The 17,337-nt window shown below is 63.0% G+C and carries 14 protein-coding genes and 1 pseudogene; 11 read left to right on the top strand and 4 right to left on the bottom strand.

Features of this window, described 5'->3' with window-relative positions:
* Positions 1 to 64 precede the first annotated feature (64 nt).
* The 4 genes from P3T22_RS06995 (at position 65) to P3T22_RS06980 (ending at position 4,233) form a co-directional block, all read left to right on the top strand.
* On the top strand, positions 65 to 1,069 hold the full coding sequence (locus P3T22_RS06995; RefSeq protein WP_063499810.1) for a sugar ABC transporter substrate-binding protein: 1,005 nt from the start codon (positions 65 to 67) through the stop codon (positions 1,067 to 1,069).
* A gap of 103 nt (positions 1,070 to 1,172) precedes the next feature.
* Complete coding sequence (locus tag P3T22_RS06990) at positions 1,173 to 2,159, top strand: ABC transporter permease (protein WP_063499811.1); 987 nt, start codon at positions 1,173 to 1,175, stop codon at positions 2,157 to 2,159.
* Between the two features lie 19 nt (positions 2,160 to 2,178).
* The gene (locus P3T22_RS06985; RefSeq protein ID WP_063499812.1) at positions 2,179 to 2,976 is read left to right on the top strand and encodes an ATP-binding cassette domain-containing protein; all 798 of its coding nucleotides are present in this window, start codon (positions 2,179 to 2,181) and stop codon (positions 2,974 to 2,976) included.
* A gap of 30 nt (positions 2,977 to 3,006) precedes the next feature.
* Positions 3,007 to 4,233, top strand: a complete 1,227-nt coding sequence (locus P3T22_RS06980) for an ROK family transcriptional regulator (RefSeq protein WP_429324592.1) — start codon at positions 3,007 to 3,009, stop codon at positions 4,231 to 4,233.
* 105 nt (positions 4,234 to 4,338) lie between these two features.
* On the opposite strand, the gene P3T22_RS06975 is transcribed toward P3T22_RS06980, so the two are convergent.
* Positions 4,339 to 7,419 (bottom strand): transglycosylase domain-containing protein, encoded by a 3,081-nt coding sequence (locus P3T22_RS06975; protein WP_429324591.1) that lies wholly within the window; start codon positions 7,417 to 7,419, stop codon positions 4,339 to 4,341.
* A gap of 339 nt (positions 7,420 to 7,758) precedes the next feature.
* Between P3T22_RS06975 and P3T22_RS06970 the strand changes: the two are divergent.
* The 5 genes and pseudogenes from P3T22_RS06970 to P3T22_RS06950 form a co-directional block, all read left to right on the top strand.
* A pseudogene (locus P3T22_RS06970) lies at positions 7,759 to 7,998 on the top strand (dihydrodipicolinate synthase family protein); the annotation flags it as partial.
* An 85-nt stretch (positions 7,999 to 8,083) separates the two neighbouring features.
* Positions 8,084 to 8,653 (top strand): RNA polymerase sigma factor, encoded by a 570-nt coding sequence (locus tag P3T22_RS06965; RefSeq protein ID WP_429324590.1) that lies wholly within the window; start codon positions 8,084 to 8,086, stop codon positions 8,651 to 8,653.
* The gene (locus P3T22_RS06960; protein ID WP_429324589.1) at positions 8,653 to 9,447 is read left to right on the top strand and encodes an anti-sigma factor; all 795 of its coding nucleotides are present in this window, start codon (positions 8,653 to 8,655) and stop codon (positions 9,445 to 9,447) included. The genes P3T22_RS06965 and P3T22_RS06960 overlap by 1 nt, the downstream gene beginning before the upstream one ends.
* 15 nt (positions 9,448 to 9,462) lie before the next feature.
* Complete coding sequence (locus P3T22_RS06955; protein ID WP_429324588.1) at positions 9,463 to 10,794, top strand: NAD(P)/FAD-dependent oxidoreductase; 1,332 nt, start codon at positions 9,463 to 9,465, stop codon at positions 10,792 to 10,794.
* 106 nt (positions 10,795 to 10,900) lie between these two features.
* The gene (locus P3T22_RS06950) at positions 10,901 to 11,596 is read left to right on the top strand and encodes a TetR family transcriptional regulator (protein ID WP_063499819.1); all 696 of its coding nucleotides are present in this window, start codon (positions 10,901 to 10,903) and stop codon (positions 11,594 to 11,596) included.
* Positions 11,597 to 11,697: 101 nt separating this feature from the next.
* On the opposite strand, the gene P3T22_RS06945 is transcribed toward P3T22_RS06950, so the two are convergent.
* The 3 genes from P3T22_RS06945 to aroQ all read right to left on the bottom strand — a co-directional run bounded on the left by P3T22_RS06945 (position 11,698) and on the right by aroQ (position 14,516).
* Positions 11,698 to 13,077 carry an MFS transporter gene (locus tag P3T22_RS06945; RefSeq protein WP_429324587.1) on the bottom strand — a complete coding sequence of 460 codons (1,380 nt, stop codon included), beginning with the start codon at positions 13,075 to 13,077 and terminating at the stop codon, positions 11,698 to 11,700.
* A gap of 93 nt (positions 13,078 to 13,170) precedes the next feature.
* On the bottom strand, positions 13,171 to 14,064 hold the full coding sequence (locus tag P3T22_RS06940; protein ID WP_429324586.1) for a shikimate dehydrogenase: 894 nt from the start codon (positions 14,062 to 14,064) through the stop codon (positions 13,171 to 13,173).
* Complete coding sequence (gene aroQ, locus P3T22_RS06935) at positions 14,061 to 14,516, bottom strand: type II 3-dehydroquinate dehydratase (protein ID WP_063499822.1); 456 nt, start codon at positions 14,514 to 14,516, stop codon at positions 14,061 to 14,063. The genes P3T22_RS06940 and aroQ overlap by 4 nt, the downstream gene beginning before the upstream one ends.
* Before the next feature lie 319 nt (positions 14,517 to 14,835).
* Here aroQ and P3T22_RS06930 point away from each other — a divergent pair, with 319 nt between their 5' ends.
* On the top strand, positions 14,836 to 16,719 hold the full coding sequence (locus P3T22_RS06930; protein ID WP_429324585.1) for a bifunctional sugar phosphate isomerase/epimerase/4-hydroxyphenylpyruvate dioxygenase family protein: 1,884 nt from the start codon (positions 14,836 to 14,838) through the stop codon (positions 16,717 to 16,719).
* A 267-nt stretch (positions 16,720 to 16,986) separates the two neighbouring features.
* Positions 16,987 to 17,319 carry a hypothetical protein gene (locus P3T22_RS06925; RefSeq protein ID WP_063499824.1) on the top strand — a complete coding sequence of 111 codons (333 nt, stop codon included), beginning with the start codon at positions 16,987 to 16,989 and terminating at the stop codon, positions 17,317 to 17,319.
* The last annotated feature ends 18 nt before the right edge of the window (positions 17,320 to 17,337 follow it).

Genomic DNA, 17,337 nt, shown 5'->3' with positions numbered 1-17,337 from the left:
AGCGTTCGCGTGCGCTACCGCCCACAGTTCACAGCGTCGTGGCCAATAACCGGAGGAGCGTCCCATGAATCTGAATTCCCACAGGCTTCCTGTCGCCAGGAAAATCGTGTCGATGTGCATCGCGGCATCGGCAGCGTGGTGTGCGAGCGCGAGCCAGGCGGCCGACCAGCCTGTCGTCGGCCTCATCACCAAGACGGACACCAATCCGTTCTTCGTGAAGATGAAACAGGGCGCCGAAGCGGCTGCCTCGAAAGACGGCGCCAAGCTGATCACCGCCGCCGGCAAGTTCGACGGCGACAACGCGAGCCAGGTCACTGCCATCGAAAACATGATGACGGCCGGCGCAAAAGCGATTCTGATCACGCCGAGCGATACCAAAGCGATCGTGCCGAGCATCAGGAAAGCGCGCGCGGCCGGTGTGATGGTGGTTGCACTCGACACGCCGACCGATCCGCAAGATGCCACGGACGCCCTCTTCGCCACCGACAACTTCAAAGCCGGCGTGCTGATCGGCAGGTATGCGAAAGCGGCCATGAACGGCAAGCCCGCGAAGATTGCCACGCTCGACCTCGCACCCGGCGTATCGGTCGGCGTGCTGCGTCATAACGGCTTCCTGGAAGGCTTCGGCGTGAAGGAAGGCGATCCGTCGATCGTCTGCAGCCAGGACACCCGCGGCGATCAGTCGAAGGGCCAGACGGCGATGGAAAACTGCCTGCAGAAATCGCCGGATATCAACGTGGTCTACACGATCAACGAACCGGCCGCAGCGGGTGCGTATCGTGCGCTCAAAGCGGCGGGCAAGGATAAGAGCGTGATGATCGTTTCGATCGACGGCGGCTGCGAAGGCGTACGCAATGTGACGGCCGGCGCGATTGCCGCGACCTCGCAGCAGTATCCGTTGAAGATGGCCGCGCTCGGCGTGACGGCGGGCGTCGATTACGCGAAGACCGGGAAGAAGGTCTCCGGCTATCAGGACACGGGCGTGACGCTGATCACCGACAAGCCGATGTCCGGCGTCGACAGCAAGAATACGAAGTTCGGCCTCGACAACTGCTGGGGCAACAAGTAACGCGCATTGAACGGCGGCCCGCTCCGTTGGGTTGCCGGATGGCCGGCCCCGCGCATATACCGCGTGGCCAACCCGCCACGCTTATGCATCGAGGACACCTATCATGTCGACCCCTTCCGCGCCCGCCAGCCACTCGCGCCCCTTCGCCGACCGCTTGCCGTCGCTCGCTGAAATCGGACCGCTGATCGCCCTGCTGCTGGCCTGCGGCTTCTTTATTTCGCAGAGCAACCGGTTCCTGTCGTTCCAGAACCTCTCGCTGATCCTGCAGCAGACGATGGTGGTCGCCGTCATCGCCATCGGCCAGACGCTGATCGTGCTGACAGGCGGGATCGATCTGTCGTGCGGGATGGTGATGGCGTTCGGCTCGATCATCATGACCAAATTCGCGGTCACGCTCGGCGTGCCGCCCATTCTCGCGATTCTGTGCGGCATTGCCGCGAGCACGCTGTTCGGCACGCTCAACGGCGTGCTGATCACACGCATCAAACTGCCAGCCTTCATCGTCACGCTCGGTACCCTGAACATCGCGTTCGCACTCACGCAGATCTATTCGAACGCGGAGAGTGTCTCGAATCTGCCGGACGCAATCATGTTCCTCGGCAACACGTTCAAGCTCGGCCCAGCCGATGTCACCTACGGCACGGTGCTCACGCTGCTGATGTACGTGGCGACGTGGTTCGTCTTGCGCGACACCGTGCCAGGCCGTCATCTGTATGCGCTCGGCAATAACCCCGAAGCCGCGCGCTTGATGGGCCTCTCGTCGCAGAAGATTTTGCTCACCGTGTATTCGCTGGCCGGCGCGATCTACGGTATCGCCGCGCTGTTGTCGGTGTCGCGCACCGGCGTCGGCGATCCGCAGGCGGGGCAAACCGAGAACCTCGACAGCATTACGGCGGTGGTGCTGGGCGGCACGAGTCTGTTCGGCGGACGTGGCTCGATTACCGGCACACTGCTCGGCGCGCTGATCGTCGGCGTGTTTCGCAATGGCCTGACGCTGATCGGCGTCTCTTCGGTCTACCAGGTGTTGATCACCGGCATGCTGGTGATTCTCGCGGTCGCCGCGGACAAACTTTCCCATCGTCGCGGTTGAACGCTCAAAGGAACCTGTCATGTCGACACCTACTTCCGTTTCTGCCGTGATGCCCGTTCTGCAGGCACGCGGACTCGTCAAACGCTACGGCAACGTCACCGCGCTCGACGGCTGCGATTTCGAAGTGCTGCCCGGCGAGATTCTCGCCGTGATCGGCGATAACGGCGCGGGCAAGTCCTCGCTGATCAAGGCGCTTTCGGGCGCCACCGTTCCCGATGAAGGCGAAATCCTGCTCGACGGCAAGCCGGTCAAATTCCGCAGCCCTCTGGATGCACGCGCCCAAGGCATCGAAACCGTGTACCAGGAACTCGCGGTGGCGCCCGCCATGAGCATCGCCGAAAACCTGTTTCTCGCCCGTGAGCTTGTCAAACCGGGCTGGCGCGGCTCGATCTTCAAGATGATCGACAAGCGCCGCATGCTCGACGAAGCCACCGCGCATATGAAGGATCTGCAAATCGGCATCCGCTCGATGCGCCAGGCGGTCGAAACGTTATCCGGCGGCCAGCGTCAGGGCGTGGCTGTGGCGCGCAGCGCGGCGTTCGCGCGGCATGTGGTGATTCTCGACGAGCCCACCGCCGCGCTCGGCGTGAAGGAAGGCAACATGGTGCTCGAACTGATCCGCCGCGTGCGCGAGCGCGGCCTGCCGGTCATCCTGATCAGCCACAACATGCCGCACGTGTTCGAAGTCGCGGACCGCATTCATATCCAGCGGCTCGGCCGGCGCGCGGCGCTCGTGAACACCAAAGACATCCACATGTCGGAGGCCGTGGCGATCATGACGGGCGCGAAGACAGCGGACGTCAAGGCGATTGCATGATGGTTGCATCCCGCTGAGGGGCACGCGACGATGGATACTACCGGCACCCGCTCGCCCCTTAAACGCACGGTCGGCTCGAATCAGGTCGGCATGCGGCAGTTCAATGAACGAATCGTCCTGCAGGCGATCCGTTTGCATGGACCGCTGCCGAAAGCCGACGTGGGCCGTCTCACGCGGCTGTCGATGCAGACGGTGTCGATGATCGTCGACCGTCTGATCGACGATGGCCTGCTCGAGAAGCAGGCGCGCGTGCGCGGCCGCATCGGTCAACCCTCGGTGCCGATCGCGTTGCGTGCCGACGGCGCGTACACCATCGGCATCAAGGTGGGACGCCGCAGTCTCGACGTACTGGCGATGGATTTCGCGGGCCGCGTGGTGTGCCGCGATGTAGTCGACTATGCCTATCCCGATCCGCGCACCTTATTCCCTGCGCTCGAAAGCAAACTGGCACGCGTGAATCAGACGCTCGGCGCGAAGGCGCACAAAGTGGTTGGCGTGGGCGTGGCGGCGCCGTTGTGGCTCGGCGGCTGGCGCGACTTTCTCGGCGCGCCGCAAGAAGCGCTGGAAGCGTGGCACGAGATCGACTTGCGCAGTCGCATCGCGACGATGACGGGCTTGCCGGTCGAGTTCGCCAAAGACACCACCGCCGCCTGCGCGGCCGAACTCGTGATGGGCCAGGGCCGCGGGATTCACAATTTTCTCTACCTGTTCGTCGGCACGTTTATCGGCGGCGGCCTGGTGATCGACGGCCGTTTGCATGCCGGACCGCACGACAACGCGGGCGCAGTCGGCTCGATACCGCTGCGGGACGGCAGCGCTCGCAAACCCGCGCGGCAACTGCTGCACGCAGCATCGGGCTTTATTCTGGAACGGCTGTTGAGCGATGCGGGTGCGCCGGCCGCCGCCGCGCATGACCATCGCGCGTTGTCGCCTGAAATGTGGCGGCTGACCGAACAATGGCTCGACACCGCTTGCCCGGCCATCGCCAGCGCGTTGACCAATGCGGCTGCCTTGCTCGACCTTGAAGCGGTGGTGATCGACGGCGAGCTCGACCGGCAACTGGTCCGCGAAATCATCCGCCGAACCGAGCGCGTGCTCGATCGCTTTGAATGGGAGGGAATGGTGCGCCCGCAACTACTGGAAGGCACCATCGGCGCCGATGCGCGGGCAATGGGCGGTGCGATTCTGCCGCTATACGCCCATTTCGCGCCCGTGCACGAACTGTTCCTTAAGCCGGCAACAGATGCCGGTTATTAGCCACTGACAGCGGCCCTTCTCTTGCGAGATCACACGGAGCACGACTTCGTCCATAACGTCTCGCACGGTTATCAAGCAGTCATTGCCCGTTGCTAACCCAAGCGCTTATTGCTCGGTCACCTTCGTTACAGAAGCGGTTTTGGCAGGCGGATTGTCCAGCAACGGCTGCAACACCGGCGCGAGCGACTTCAGCAACTGCACCGAGAGCGCACTCGTGAAGTCGTAATGGGCTGCATACGGCTCGTGCACCCAGGCGGTCAGCGTGCCGTAGAAGCGGTCTCCCATCACAAACACGAAGGTTGCACTGCGGTTCACCTTGCGCGACTCGATCAGACGCGCGCCTTTGGCCCACACGTTGAAGCGCTGATCGCCAGTGCCGGTCTTGCCGTAAATCTCAAGTGTCTGGCCGTTGGGGAACGTCATGCCCTGCGCGAGACGCTTGGCCGTACCGCCCAATACCACGTCACGCAACAACCCCCTGACTACCCCGGCAATCTCCGGCGACAGTTGCTGCTGCGGCGCTACCGCCGCACGCTGGAAATGCGTTTCGTACGGCGTATCTTTCGCGAAGTCGAGTTGGGTGAGGCTTTCTGTCGGCACCTTGTTGCCATCGTTAGCAATCACACCAATCAGTTGCGCAAGCGCAGCCGGGCGGTCGCCGGACGCGCCAATCGCCGCCGCATACGACGGCGTGAGCGTCGCAAACGGATAGCCGAGCGCCTGCCAGGATTTGCCGATCGCATCGAACGCACGCAATTCGACCATCCGCTTGATGCGGCGATCCTGGGTGGCGTGATAGCGGGTCTTGAATAGCCACGAATACGTCGACAGGCGCACGTCGCGGCTCGCGTTCTGTATCTGGTCGAGCGTCGCGTCAGGATGAGCGCGCAGATAGTTGAGGGTCCACAACTCAAGCGGATGCACGCTCGAAATGTAGCCGCGATCGTTCAGATTGAAGCGGTCGATCGCATATTTGTCATACAGGTTCGCCAGATCCTCATCGTCCAGCATGGAGGCAGCCGGCATGTTCTTCAACGCGGCACGCATCTTCGCGTTGAACCACGCATTCGATTCGTCCGGTGCCACACTGCGCAACACCGTCGCCACCTTAGGCGGTGATTTGCGCACGCCGAGCAGCAGCAAGGCCAGCTGCTGCTCGGGCGCTTTGCCGTGGTACTTCGTGTAGAAGCGATTCATATACACGCGGCTTTCCTGATCGGCGAAACGCGTGAGATACATCTTGCGCATCGCCGGATCGCCCAGCCATTGCGACGACGGTCCGGTGGTCTGCACCATCTCGTAGTGGACGATATCGCGCATCAGCCGCACGAACACCAGATTCACCGAATGCTGGAATGCGCGGTGCACGGTGAGAATGCGGCTGTTGTCGTCGGAGTCGAAGTTATTGAAGCTCTGCGCGCCGCCGCCCGTATAAAACGTTTCGCCCGGACTCGCCGAGTATTTGCGTTCCACGGCCGCATCGAGCATGGCTGGTAGCGAGCGGTCCGAGGTATGCGTCAGATAGTCGAGCGCCCAGCGCGTGAGCTGATCGTTCGGGTCGGGCTTCACGGCTTTCAGCTCCGCTGTGCTCAGCGGTGCATAACGCGCATGCAGGTCGGAGACGATCTGCAAATACGTCACCACCGTACGCATTTTCGCGGTCGAGCCGAGATTCAGGCGTGCGCCGGAATTGATGTCGAATGGCTGGTTGACGCTATCGGTTTGCACCCGCACGAGGTTTGCGCCGTCGCGCCGCTCGAACAGTGTGAAGCTATAGGCGATTCTCGACGGATCGTCGGAGGCGCGCAGCATTTCATAGCCGACGATTCCGGCGGCTTTCGCGCCATCCCGCGTGGCGGCAGCGGCGAGGCGTTCACTCACGGCCTGCTGCACGGCGTTGTTGAGCGTGCCTGTCGCCTGCAAATCGAGCCGGTCGAGTTCATAGAAACTCGGAATACCGAGCGCCGCCAGCAGATGCGAGCGCATCGACGTCACAGCCTTGCGAGACACGAACGAGTCCGCGTTCTGCGTATTGTTCAGTGCGTGGCGCAGGTCCACTTGTGCGGACAACGCGGCATCGCGCAGCGCAATCGTGATGACGCCGCCGTTCGCCAGCAACCGCAAATAGCTATCCGTCAGACGTTCGAGTTCGGTATAGCCGTGACGCAGGAAATACGACGGCGCGCGCTGCGCGATCATCAGCGAAAGAACCTGGCGAAATGCGACGCCCTGCTCGGCAAGATTCTCATCTGTGGACGGCGCTTTGAGAATGCGGTTGACGTCGTTGAAATCGCGACCATACCAGGCGGCCAGACCGTCGCCGATTCCATTGATTTCGCCGATGCCCGGTTGCGCGGCAAGCGGCACCGAGTTGAGATAGTGGACGACGATCTGCTGGCGTGCGGGCAGGGTCTGCGGGCCATTCAGATAAGCGCGCACTGAGGCCGAAGCGATTTGCCGCAATTTCTCCGGCGGCGTGGCTGTGCGCCCACCCGCCGAGTGGCGGAACTTCTCGATCTGCGTAGCGAGCGTGCTGCCGCCGGGCGTCGACTGATGCCGGTTGAACATGCGCGCGCCCTGGTCGACTACCGCGCGGCTAAAGCGCCCCCAGTCGATCGCCGGATTGCGGTTCGGCTGATCCGGATCGAGCAGATAGCGGTCTTCGATAAACAGCAGCGAATTGACGACCAGCGGCGGGATCGAATCGAAGCTGTCATAAACGCGGCCCGGAAACTGTGCACCAAAGAGCGGCGCGCCGGTACCGTCGAAGAGTTGCAGCCCCGCCTGATCTTTTTCGGCGTAGGGAATAAATAGACCGTTATTGGCCAGCGACAGCATCCGCTCGGAATCACGCGACTGTGCGCTGATTTCAAACCCGCGTTGCAGCAATCGCTGCTGGAACGATGGTAGCAAGGCGTAGCCGAGGCGGCTGTCGTAGGGTCCTTTGTCTGCCTGAGGGAATCGAATGGAATGACTTGGACCGTTGTCGACGGAAAAACCCACGTCGCGCGTGAGTTCGGAGAGATAGCGCGCCTGCAGTCGAGACGTTTCGATCTCGACCTGGATAAAGCGGGCCGCCAAAGCCAGCGCAAGCAGAAATGCCGCTGCCAGCCCCCATTTGAGCCATCTCCTGACAGGCGCCGTACTTATCGCGCGAAGCGGTAAACGAACCAGTGGCCGATTCATGGCTGCTCTCCCCGAGCGTGCGCCATGCTCTTGATTCTGGCGCACCTTCGATCAAGTGTAGCTCGGAAAACGAACATGCAATCGGTTCGGATTTACCCGAGAGTGTCGCCGCCGCAACACCCCGTCGCAAGACATGGCGGCGTGTCGCCTGGCGTGAGATATTCGTTATCTTCCGTGGGTCGAAAAACCGCCGTTTCAGGCGTTTTTTTGCTTTTTGCGCTGCTTGCGCCACCGGCGGCCCCTTCATCTGCCCCAGCTTCTGTCCCGCCGTCTGCCCGCACAGTCACTCGATGAAGCACAACGCACATCACCGTGGCCCAACCCCACAACCCTGCTCCATTGCAAGGCGTGTTCCCCGTCGCACCGACCATCTTCGACGAGGCCAGCCGTCTCGACCTGGACGGCCAGAAACGCTGCATCGATTTCATGATCGATGCGGGTTCCAACGGCCTGTGCATTCTGGCGAACTTCTCCGAGCAGTTCGCGCTGTCCGACGACGAGCGCAACACGCGCATGCTTCTGGTGCTCGAACACGTTGCCGGCCGCGTGCCGGTGATCATCACGACCACGCATTTCAGCTAACGCAGTTCACGGGGAAAAACCACATATAAGGTCAGGAAGAAATTGAGTAACATGGGCCCGCAAGCTCACCACCCCACTTTCCATGACCGCCAATCCTCGAGAACTGACGCCGGAAACCCTTGCCGGGTTGCTCGAACGCATTGCCAAACAAGACGCTGCGGCACTGCGCGAGCTATATGATCTCGCCGCCCCGAAACTGTTTGGCATCGCACTCCGTATATTGAGCAGGCACGAGTGGGCCGAAGAAGTCTTGCAGGACAGTTTCGTCAATATCTGGCGCTTTGCCGATGACTACCGGCGGGCACTGTCCGCCCCGATGACGTGGATGTCGGCGATCGTCAGGAACCGTGCTCTCGATCACCTGCGGCGGGTCAACACACAAGAAACAGAATGGAGCGATGCGTTGGACGATCTTGTTGCAAGCGGCGATCCGGATCCCGAAGCGCTGAGTGCGGTCAGCTTGCAGGCACGTCTGCTGGCCGGCTGCATGCAGCAACTGGAACCGGCGCAGCGTCAGGCAGTTGCCCTCGCCTACCTGCGTGATCAGAGCCATAGCGAGATCGCCCAAGTTCTGACGGTGCCGCTCGGCACGGTCAAATCCTGGATCCGGCGCGGTCTTGCCAAGCTGAAAGCCTGCCTGGGAGGTGAGTGATGAATCTCCATCGCTATCCTCAGCTGGTCGATATGCTGGCCGCCGAGTATGTGCTCGGCACGCTGCGCGGTGGCGCGCGGCGCCGCTTCCAACATTACGCGGACCACGACACGGTGATTCGTCAGGCCGTCGAAGAATGGCAGCGGCGAATCTCGCCGTTGGCCGAACTCGCGGAGCCGCGCATGCCGCCGGCCGCCGTGTGGGATACCGTCGAGCGGCGTCTCGGCCTGAGCTCGGCACGTGAGGCAGCACGCGAAGTCACACAACCCCGCACCGTGGCCGAACAACCCGCGCGTCCGTCCGGCAGCATCTTCGAGAACCTCGCGTTCTGGCGTGGCTGGGCGATCGGCGTGACAGGGCTCGCCGCGCTCGCCGTCGTGGTCGCCGTACGCTCGCTGCTGCCGTCCGGCGTGACACCTTCCACGGCGCCAACCGTCGCGCAACAGCCGGAAACGGCCGTTTCGCACGTCGCGGTGCTGAACGACAAGGAAGCGCATCCGGTCATGCTGGTGGCGTGGGACAAAGCCCACGCCACCATGACGCTGCATCCGCTCGGCAAGGTCGACTTGCCGGCCGGCCGGGCGATGGAGCTGTGGGGTATTCCGGCCAATGGCCACCCGGTGTCGCTCGGTATGCTGCCGGACAGCGCCAACGGCAAGGTCACGGCCGGTCAGCAGAAACCGGAAAGCTACGCCGCGCTGGCGGTCTCGATCGAGGCGCCGGGCGGCTCGCCCGATCACAATGCGCCTACAGGTCCGGTGGTGTTCAGCGGCAAGCTGCTGCCGGTGTCCTAATCTAACCTCAACACTATGCAAAGCTTTTATGAAGCCACTGTCGCCCGCTCTGCCGGGCGCTCGTCCGCTTACGCGCCGCTAACCGGGCGGCGCAGCGTCAACGTCTGCATCATCGGCGGCGGCCTCGCGGGTTTGTCCACGGCGTTGGGACTCGCCGAGCGCGGCGTCGCCGACATCGCCGTTCTCGAAGCCGAACAGGTGGGCTTCGGCGCCTCCGGCCGCAACGGCGGCTTCGTGTTCGGCGGCTACAGCCTCGATTGCGCGGATCTGCTGAAAACCCTTGGGCCGGCCCGCGCGCGCGAACTCTATACGCTGACCACCGACGCCGTCGATCTGGTGAGGAAGCGTATCCAGCGCTACCGCATCGATTGCGACGTGACCGATGCCGGCGTCATCCTCGCCAACTGGTTCGACGAACCGGCAAGGCTCGACGCGCAGCGGCGTTTGATGCGGGATTCGTTCGGTGTCGAGTGGGAACCTGTGGCGGCCGCTGAACTCGCTTCACAACTGAAGACGAGCCGCTATCACGGCGGCCTGTTCGAGCGCAACGCGTTCCACTTTCATCCGCTGAAATATGTGCTCGGCGTCGCCGACGCCGCGGCCAATGCGGGCGTGCAGATTCACGAGAAGTCGCCCGTCGTGCGCTTGCAGCGCGACGGCGCCCAGCGCAACGGCGCCCGGCGCGATGGCGCCGGTTTCGTGGTGCATACGCCGCACGGCGCGCTCGAAGCGCGCCACGTGGTGATGGCCGGCGGCGGCTATGCGCGCAACGTTTATGCAAGGGTCGAGCGCGCAGTGCTGCCGATCGCCACTTACGTGATGGCGACCGAACCGCTCGGCGCACGCCTGAAAGACGCGATGGACACCCGCGCCGCCGTCTACGACACCCGCTTCGCCTTCGACTACTACCGCCCGCTGCCCGACACGCGCATCCTGTGGGGCGGCCGCATCTCGGTGCGCGACCGCGCCCCCGACATCATCGCGCGGCTGTTGCGGCGCGATCTGCTGAAAGTCTATCCGCAACTGCACGACGTGCGTATCGAGTACGCCTGGGGCGGCCTGATGAGCTACGCGCGGCACAAGATGCCGCAAATCGGCCGCAGCACGGATGGCGTCTGGTACGCGGTCGGCTTCGGCGGCCACGGCATGGCGCCGACCACCGTCTCCGGCGAATTGCTGGCGGCGGCCATCTCCGGCGAACGGCCGGTGCCCGACGCGTTCGCGGCCTTCGGCTTGACGCCTGCCTACGGCGCGCTCGGTCTCGCGGCCGCTCAACTCACCTACACCGCCATGCAGACGCGCGACGCACTCGCCGCCCGCCGCAGCTCGACCCGGTCAACGCCGTGACGCTATTCGATACGCGACTCAATACGCGGCTGCTTATGCCCGAAACCCGCTCCGGAGGCCGGTTTCACCATGCTAGAATGCGCCGTCACTGCCGCTCGAATACACAATGAAAAAGGGAAGCAAGGCCGCCGAGCCTGATACCACCGGCATCGCGTCCGGCGCTCCGCGCGCCGACGCCCGACGCAAGTACGATCCCGAACAGACGAAGCGCAACATCCTCGACGTCGCGACCCAGGAGTTCTCGGCGATGGGGCTGACCGGTGCGCGCGTCGACGCGATCGCGGAGCGCACGAACACCACCAAGCGCATGCTGTACTACTACTTCGGCAGCAAGGAAGGGTTGTATCAGGCGGTGCTCGAAAAAGTGTACGGCGACATCCGTGCGCTCGAACAGGATCTGCACGTCAGCGAACTCGATCCGATCGAGGGCATGCGCGCGCTGGTCGAGTTCACGTTCGACTATCACGACCGCCAGCGCGACTTCGTACGCCTCGTGACGATCGAGAACATTCACGGTGCGAAGTACGTCGAGCAGGTGAAGAGCTTCAAAGGCCGCAACGTCACCGTCATTCATACGATCGAAGATCTGCTTTCGCGCGGCATCGCGGCGGGACTGTTCCGCAGCGACGTCGATGCGATCGACCTGCATCTGCTGATCAGCTCGCTGTGCTTTCACCGCGTCGGCAATCGCCATACCTTCGGGACGGCGTTCGGCCGCGATCCGTCGCACCCGCGCCTGCGGGCGCGTCATCGCGCAATGATCGTCGACGCCGTGCTGCGTTTCGTGCGCAAGGAAGACTGAGGCCGGCCTGAAAACGAACGAAGGGGGACGTGGCATCGCCACGTCCCCCTTCTCGATTGCGTCAGGTTATTCGATCGCGCTATTTCGCCGACGCGTGCGGCTCAATCCACCAGCACGATCCGCTTGATATCGCCGACGATAAAGATGTATGACAGCGCACCGATCAACGCGATCGCGCCGATGAACACCAGCGCACCGACGAACGAGCCGGTTGCCGCGACGATGAAACCTACCACCAGCGGCGTCACGATGCCGGCCAGATTGGCGGCGAAGTTGAAGATACCGCCCGTCACGCCGAGCAGGCCGTCGGGTGCGATGTCCGACACCAGCGTCCAGCCCAGCGCCGCCATTCCCTGCGCGAAAAACGCGACCGACAGAATCACGATCACCACCACGTTGCTCTCGACATAGTTGGCGAGAATGATCGTCGACGCGAGCAGCAGGCCGGCGATGATCGGCAGTTTGCGCGCCACATTCGGCGACTTGCCGCGCCGCAACAGCCAATCGGAGAAGATGCCGCCGAACATCACGCCGATCGACGCGGCAATGAACGGCATGATCGCGAAGAAGCCGATCTTCAGCCATGCCATATGGCGTTCGGTGGCGAGGTACGTCGGAAACCAGGTGAGGAAGAACACCAGCGTCGAGTTACCGGCGAACTGGCCGAGGCAGATGCCGGCCAGCTGACGATGCTTGAGCAGACGTCCAATGGTGCGCCATTCGAAGCCGCTTTTCCCAGCAGCAGCCGCTGCAGCCGGCGCGCCGGCACGATCGGCGTCCTTCTTCCGGTGCGTCAGACCGCCGCCTGCTTCGATATAGTCGAGCTCCGCCTGATTGACGGTCGGATGATCGTGCGGTTCGCGATAGAACATCCACCAGATCACACCGAACACGAGGCCCACGCCGCCCACGGCGTAGAACAGCGAACGCCAGCCGAACGCGCCCATCAGCATGAACAGGAACGGGCTGAAAAACGCGAGGCCGATATATTCGCCGACCGTGTAGGTGCCCGTCGCCATCGCGCGTTCGCTCTGCGGAAACCATGTGGCCACCACGCGGCTATTGGTCGGAAAGCACGGCGCTTCCGACACGCCGAGGCCGAGCCGGAACACGAACAACGCGCCGATGCCATGCACGAGCCCTTGCGCTAGCGTGCACAGCGACCAGAACGTCATCGACAGGAAATACGTGAGCTTGCTGCCGAAGCGGTCGAGAAAGAGGCCGCCCGGAATCTGCGAGGCCACATAGCTCCACGAAAACACAGAGAACAGCAGCCCCATCAGCGCCGCGTTGATGCCGAGCTCCTTGGTCAACTGCGGCGCCGCGATGCCGAGCACCGTGCGGTCCAGATAGTTGATCATCGTGCCGACCGCTAGCAGCGAGAGAATCTGATAGCGGGCTTTCGAGCGGCGCACGGTGCTTACCGTCGCATTCGTTTGGCGCGTCGCGTCGGCGGGCGTGGATTGAATCGGTTGCGGCATGTCGTTTCTGTCTCCTCGGTCTGGTTACGTACCGAATGTGCATGGCTTATGCGCCACTGCTACTGGCCTGGCATCCCCCAAGGGGAGACTTCCTCAGGGGCGTTGCAACAAGGACTGGAAATGCGTGTACACGCGCTCGGCGTCGGGTTCCAGACCCGTGAAGATGCGCATCGCGTCGACCGCCTGATACACCGCCATGCCGCCGCCGCTCAGCGTGCGGCAGCCAAGCGCTTCGGCGGCCTGCAACAGCGCGGTGCGGATCGGGAAATAGACGATGTCCGCCACCCACAAACCGCTATGCAGCAATTCGACCGGCAAGGGCAAGCCCGGCAATTTCGCCATGCCGGTAGGCGTCGCGTGAATCAGGCCGTTAGCGGCGGCGAGCGATTCGGCCAGCGAACTGCCGGCGCTGACCGTGGCGGCTGGGAAACGCTTCTGCAATTCCGCGGCGAGCGATGCGGCGCGCGCGGCGTCCACGTCGAATAGCGTGAGCGTTTGCGCGCCCATCGTCAGCGTGGCATGCGCGACCGCTGCGCCCGCGCCGCCCGCACCCAGTTGCACGACGCGCGCGAGCGAAACGTCCGGCAAGCCGCGTTGAAACGCGCGGGCGAAACCGGACCAGTCAGTGTTGTGGCCGATACGTTTGCCGTCCTTGAACAGAACCGTGTTGACCGCGCCGAGTGCGCGCGCGTCGTCCGAGAGCTCGTCGAGCAACGGAATCACGGCCTGTTTGCACGGGTACGTGATGTTCAGTCCGTTGTAGCCCATGCGTTCAGCAGCGACGAGCAAATCGGCGAGCGCTGCGGTATCGAGTTTCAACGCTTCCAGATCGATGCGCCGGTACACATAGTGCAATCCAAGCTTGCTGCCCTCTTCTTCATGCATCCCGGGAGTGAGCGATCCGCCGATGCCCGAACCGATCAGACCGACGAGAAACGATTGCGGGCTCGCCTGAGCGTTCGCTTGTGTGTTCGCTTGTGTGTTCATTTAGCCGCCCTATTCTTAAGGATGACCGCCATCCGCTCCAGCGCCAGCACATAACCCTGCGTACCGCAACCGATGATGATCGCATCGGCCACCGCCGACACATACGAGTGATGCCGGAACGCTTCGCGGCGATGCACGTTTGAAATATGCACTTCGATGACGGGTTTTTCGATCGCGGTGAGCGCGTCGGCAATCGCCACCGAGGTATGGGTGTAAGCCGCCGGATTGATCACGATGCCGTCGACCTTGGTACGCGCCGCATGCAGCCAGTCGATGAGTTGGTGTTCCGCATTCGACTGACAGAAGTCGACCGACAGATCCAGCCGGTCGCCCGCGTCACGGCAAAGTTGCGCGACGTCGTCGAGCGTTTCCGAGCCATAGATGGTCGGCTCACGCGTGCCGAGCAGGTTGAGATTCGGTCCGTTAAGGACCAGCACTGACGCAAAACTCATGACGGGCACTCCTGCAAAGTAAGGCATAAAGCGGGCCACGGCACACGCCGCGGCCCTACAACATAAGCACAGTGTGCGCGCATTGGCTGCATTCGTCATTCGGGGTTTATACGAATTTGTACCATCTAGTTAGTTTGTATAAACTGTCGGAAAATTGCGTTATTGTTTGAGCTACATGCCCGCGTCCAGCTGAGCACAGGTAACTAGCTAGACCATTTTTCGCATTGCAGCATGGCGGTCCGCAAGGCATGCGAACGCGGCACTGTAGCCGCCCGGCACCGTCCTAACCGCCGTTTCATTGTTTTTGCAGGAGCCGTTCATGCAACGTTCGATTGCCACCGTATCGATCAGCGGGACCCTCGTCGAAAAGCTGGCCGCAATCCAGGCGGCGGGCTTCGAAGGCGTCGAAATCTTCGAGAACGACCTGCTGTATTTCGACGGCTCGCCCGCCGACGTGCGGCGCATCGCCGAGGATCTCGGGTTGAAGATCATGCTGTTCCAGCCGTTCCGCGATTTCGACGGGGTGAGCCCGGAGCGCCTCGAACGCAATCTGGATCGGGCCAAGCGCAAGTTCGACGTGATGCACGAACTGGGTACGGATCGGATTCTGGTGTGCAGCAACGTCTCGCCCGACACCATCGGCGACGATTCGCTGATGACCGACCAGCTCGGCGCCCTCGCCCGCGCGGCCGAAGCGGCCGGCGTGATCGCCGGCTATGAGGCGCTCGCGTGGGGCAAGCACGTGAAAACCTACCGCCACGCATGGAAGCTCGTCAACGCGGTGAATCATCCGAATCTCGGGCTCGTGCTCGACAGCTTTCATACGCTGTCGCTGAACGATACGGTGGACGCGATCGCCGATATTCCCGGGGATCGCATCGCCTTCGTGCAAATCGCCGATGCGCCGAAGCTCGCCATGGACGTAATCGAATGGAGCCGCCATTACCGCTGCTTCCCGGGTCAGGGCGATTTCGATCTGGCAGGCTTCACCGCACAGATCGTGAAAACCGGCTATGCAGGGCCGCTTTCGCTCGAAATATTCAACGATGGTTTTCGCGCCGCACCGACCACCATCACCGCGGCGGACGGCCATCGCTCGCTGCTGTTCCTCGAGGAACAGACCCGCGCGCTGCTCGAAGCCACCCGGCAGCCGGTCGGCGAGCTCTATCAATCGCCCGCCGCGCCGGCGCACGTCGGCTACCAGTTTCTCGAGTTCGCGGTCGATCACACCACCCGCGCGCACCTCGTCGACTGGCTCGGCAAGCTGCGCTTTCGCCAGGCCGGCCAGCATCGTTCGAAAGATGTGACGTTGTTCCAGCACGGCGCGGCGTCGATCGTGCTGAACGCCGAACCGGATTCATTCGCCAACGCTTTCTTCCAGCAGCATGGCTTGTCGCTGTGCGCGTCGGCGTTTCGCGTGGACAACGCCCATCAGGCGTTCGAGCGCGCCGCCGGATTCGGCTACGCGCCATTCTCCGGCCAGATCGGGCCGAACGAACGCGTGCTGCCCGCCGTGCAGGCGCCCGACGGCAGCCTGAACTATTTCGTCGACGAGACACCGGACCAGCCCACCCTGTTCGAAGCCGATTTCGTGCTCACCGACGTCAACGGTCCGACTGAAGTGGGGCCGCTCACCCGCATCGACCACGTCTGCCTGTCCGTGCCGGCGCCTTCGCTGGATACGTGGGTACTGTTTCTGCGGACCGCGCTCGGCTTCCAGGCCGAGCCGGGCGTTCTGGTGCCCGACCCGTACGGGCTGGTGCGCAGCCGCGCGCTGCGCAGTCGTGACGGTTCGGTGCGCATCGTACTGAACGCGTCGGTGGACCATCACACGGCGGTGGCCGAGGCCTTGCACACCTACCACGGCTCGGGCCTGAATCACGTCGCATTCAGCACCGGCGACATTTTCAGCGCGATTCCCGAGTTCGTCGCCGACGGTTTGCCGGTGCTGCGCATCCCACGCAATTACTACGACGACCTCGCCGCCCGCTATGCACTGCCGGACGAAACGCTCGAGGCGCTGCGCGCGCACAACATCCTGTACGACCGGGACGAGCGCGGTGGCGAGTTCTTCCACGCTTACACGGAACAACTGGATCAGCGCTTTTTCATGGAGATTGTCGAGCGGCGCGGCGGCTACGACGGCTATGGCGCGGCCAATGCGGCTGTGCGGCTCGCAGCGCAGGCCCAACGCCGGAAGTAGGCGTTCGCGGCCTGCAACGGTGGAGGTGGCGGGTGGCGGGTGGCGGGTGGCGGTTGCCGGTTGCCGGTTGCCGGTTGCCGGTTGCGGGCTCCAGTTTGCGACCTGCCGCCGACGGATTCAGGCGGATCGGGCACAGCCCATGCTTCAGGGGATGAGCGGGTGCGCCGCACCGATATAATGGCGGCTGATCCGCAGCCCGGTGCCGTGCGCATTCTGCCCATGCGGGCGCCGCGCGAACCGTCGGCCGAATGAAACGCCAGGAGAGATATGAAGAAGTTTGCCGTAGTCCTGTCAGTTCCCCTGCTTCTCAGCGCTTGCGCGTACTTCCAGAAGAATCCGGATGCCGGCGAGCCCGTCACGGACACCACCACGCAGCGCTCGGTCAACGACGTGGTCGCCTGCCTGACTCAAGTGGCGACCAGCCATAACGCCGCGTTCAAATCGACCGGAATCCCGCAAGGCCAGATGCTCGACTTCGGCGATTCGAATATCGTCAAGGTGCGCAGCGACAACGGCGCGACGACTTATCGCTTCTACGCGGGCAAGCGCCACGTGAACAATCTGTGGATTGAATCGGCGAGCAAAACCTGCGCGCCGTAAGGTAAGCAAAAGGTAACA

It is taken from the genome of Paraburkholderia sp. GAS348, from assembly GCF_050434205.1.
Lineage (GTDB): Bacteria > Pseudomonadota > Gammaproteobacteria > Burkholderiales > Burkholderiaceae > Paraburkholderia.
Note: the sequence above shows the minus strand (reverse complement) of the source record. Positions and strands in the feature narration are given on the sequence as shown.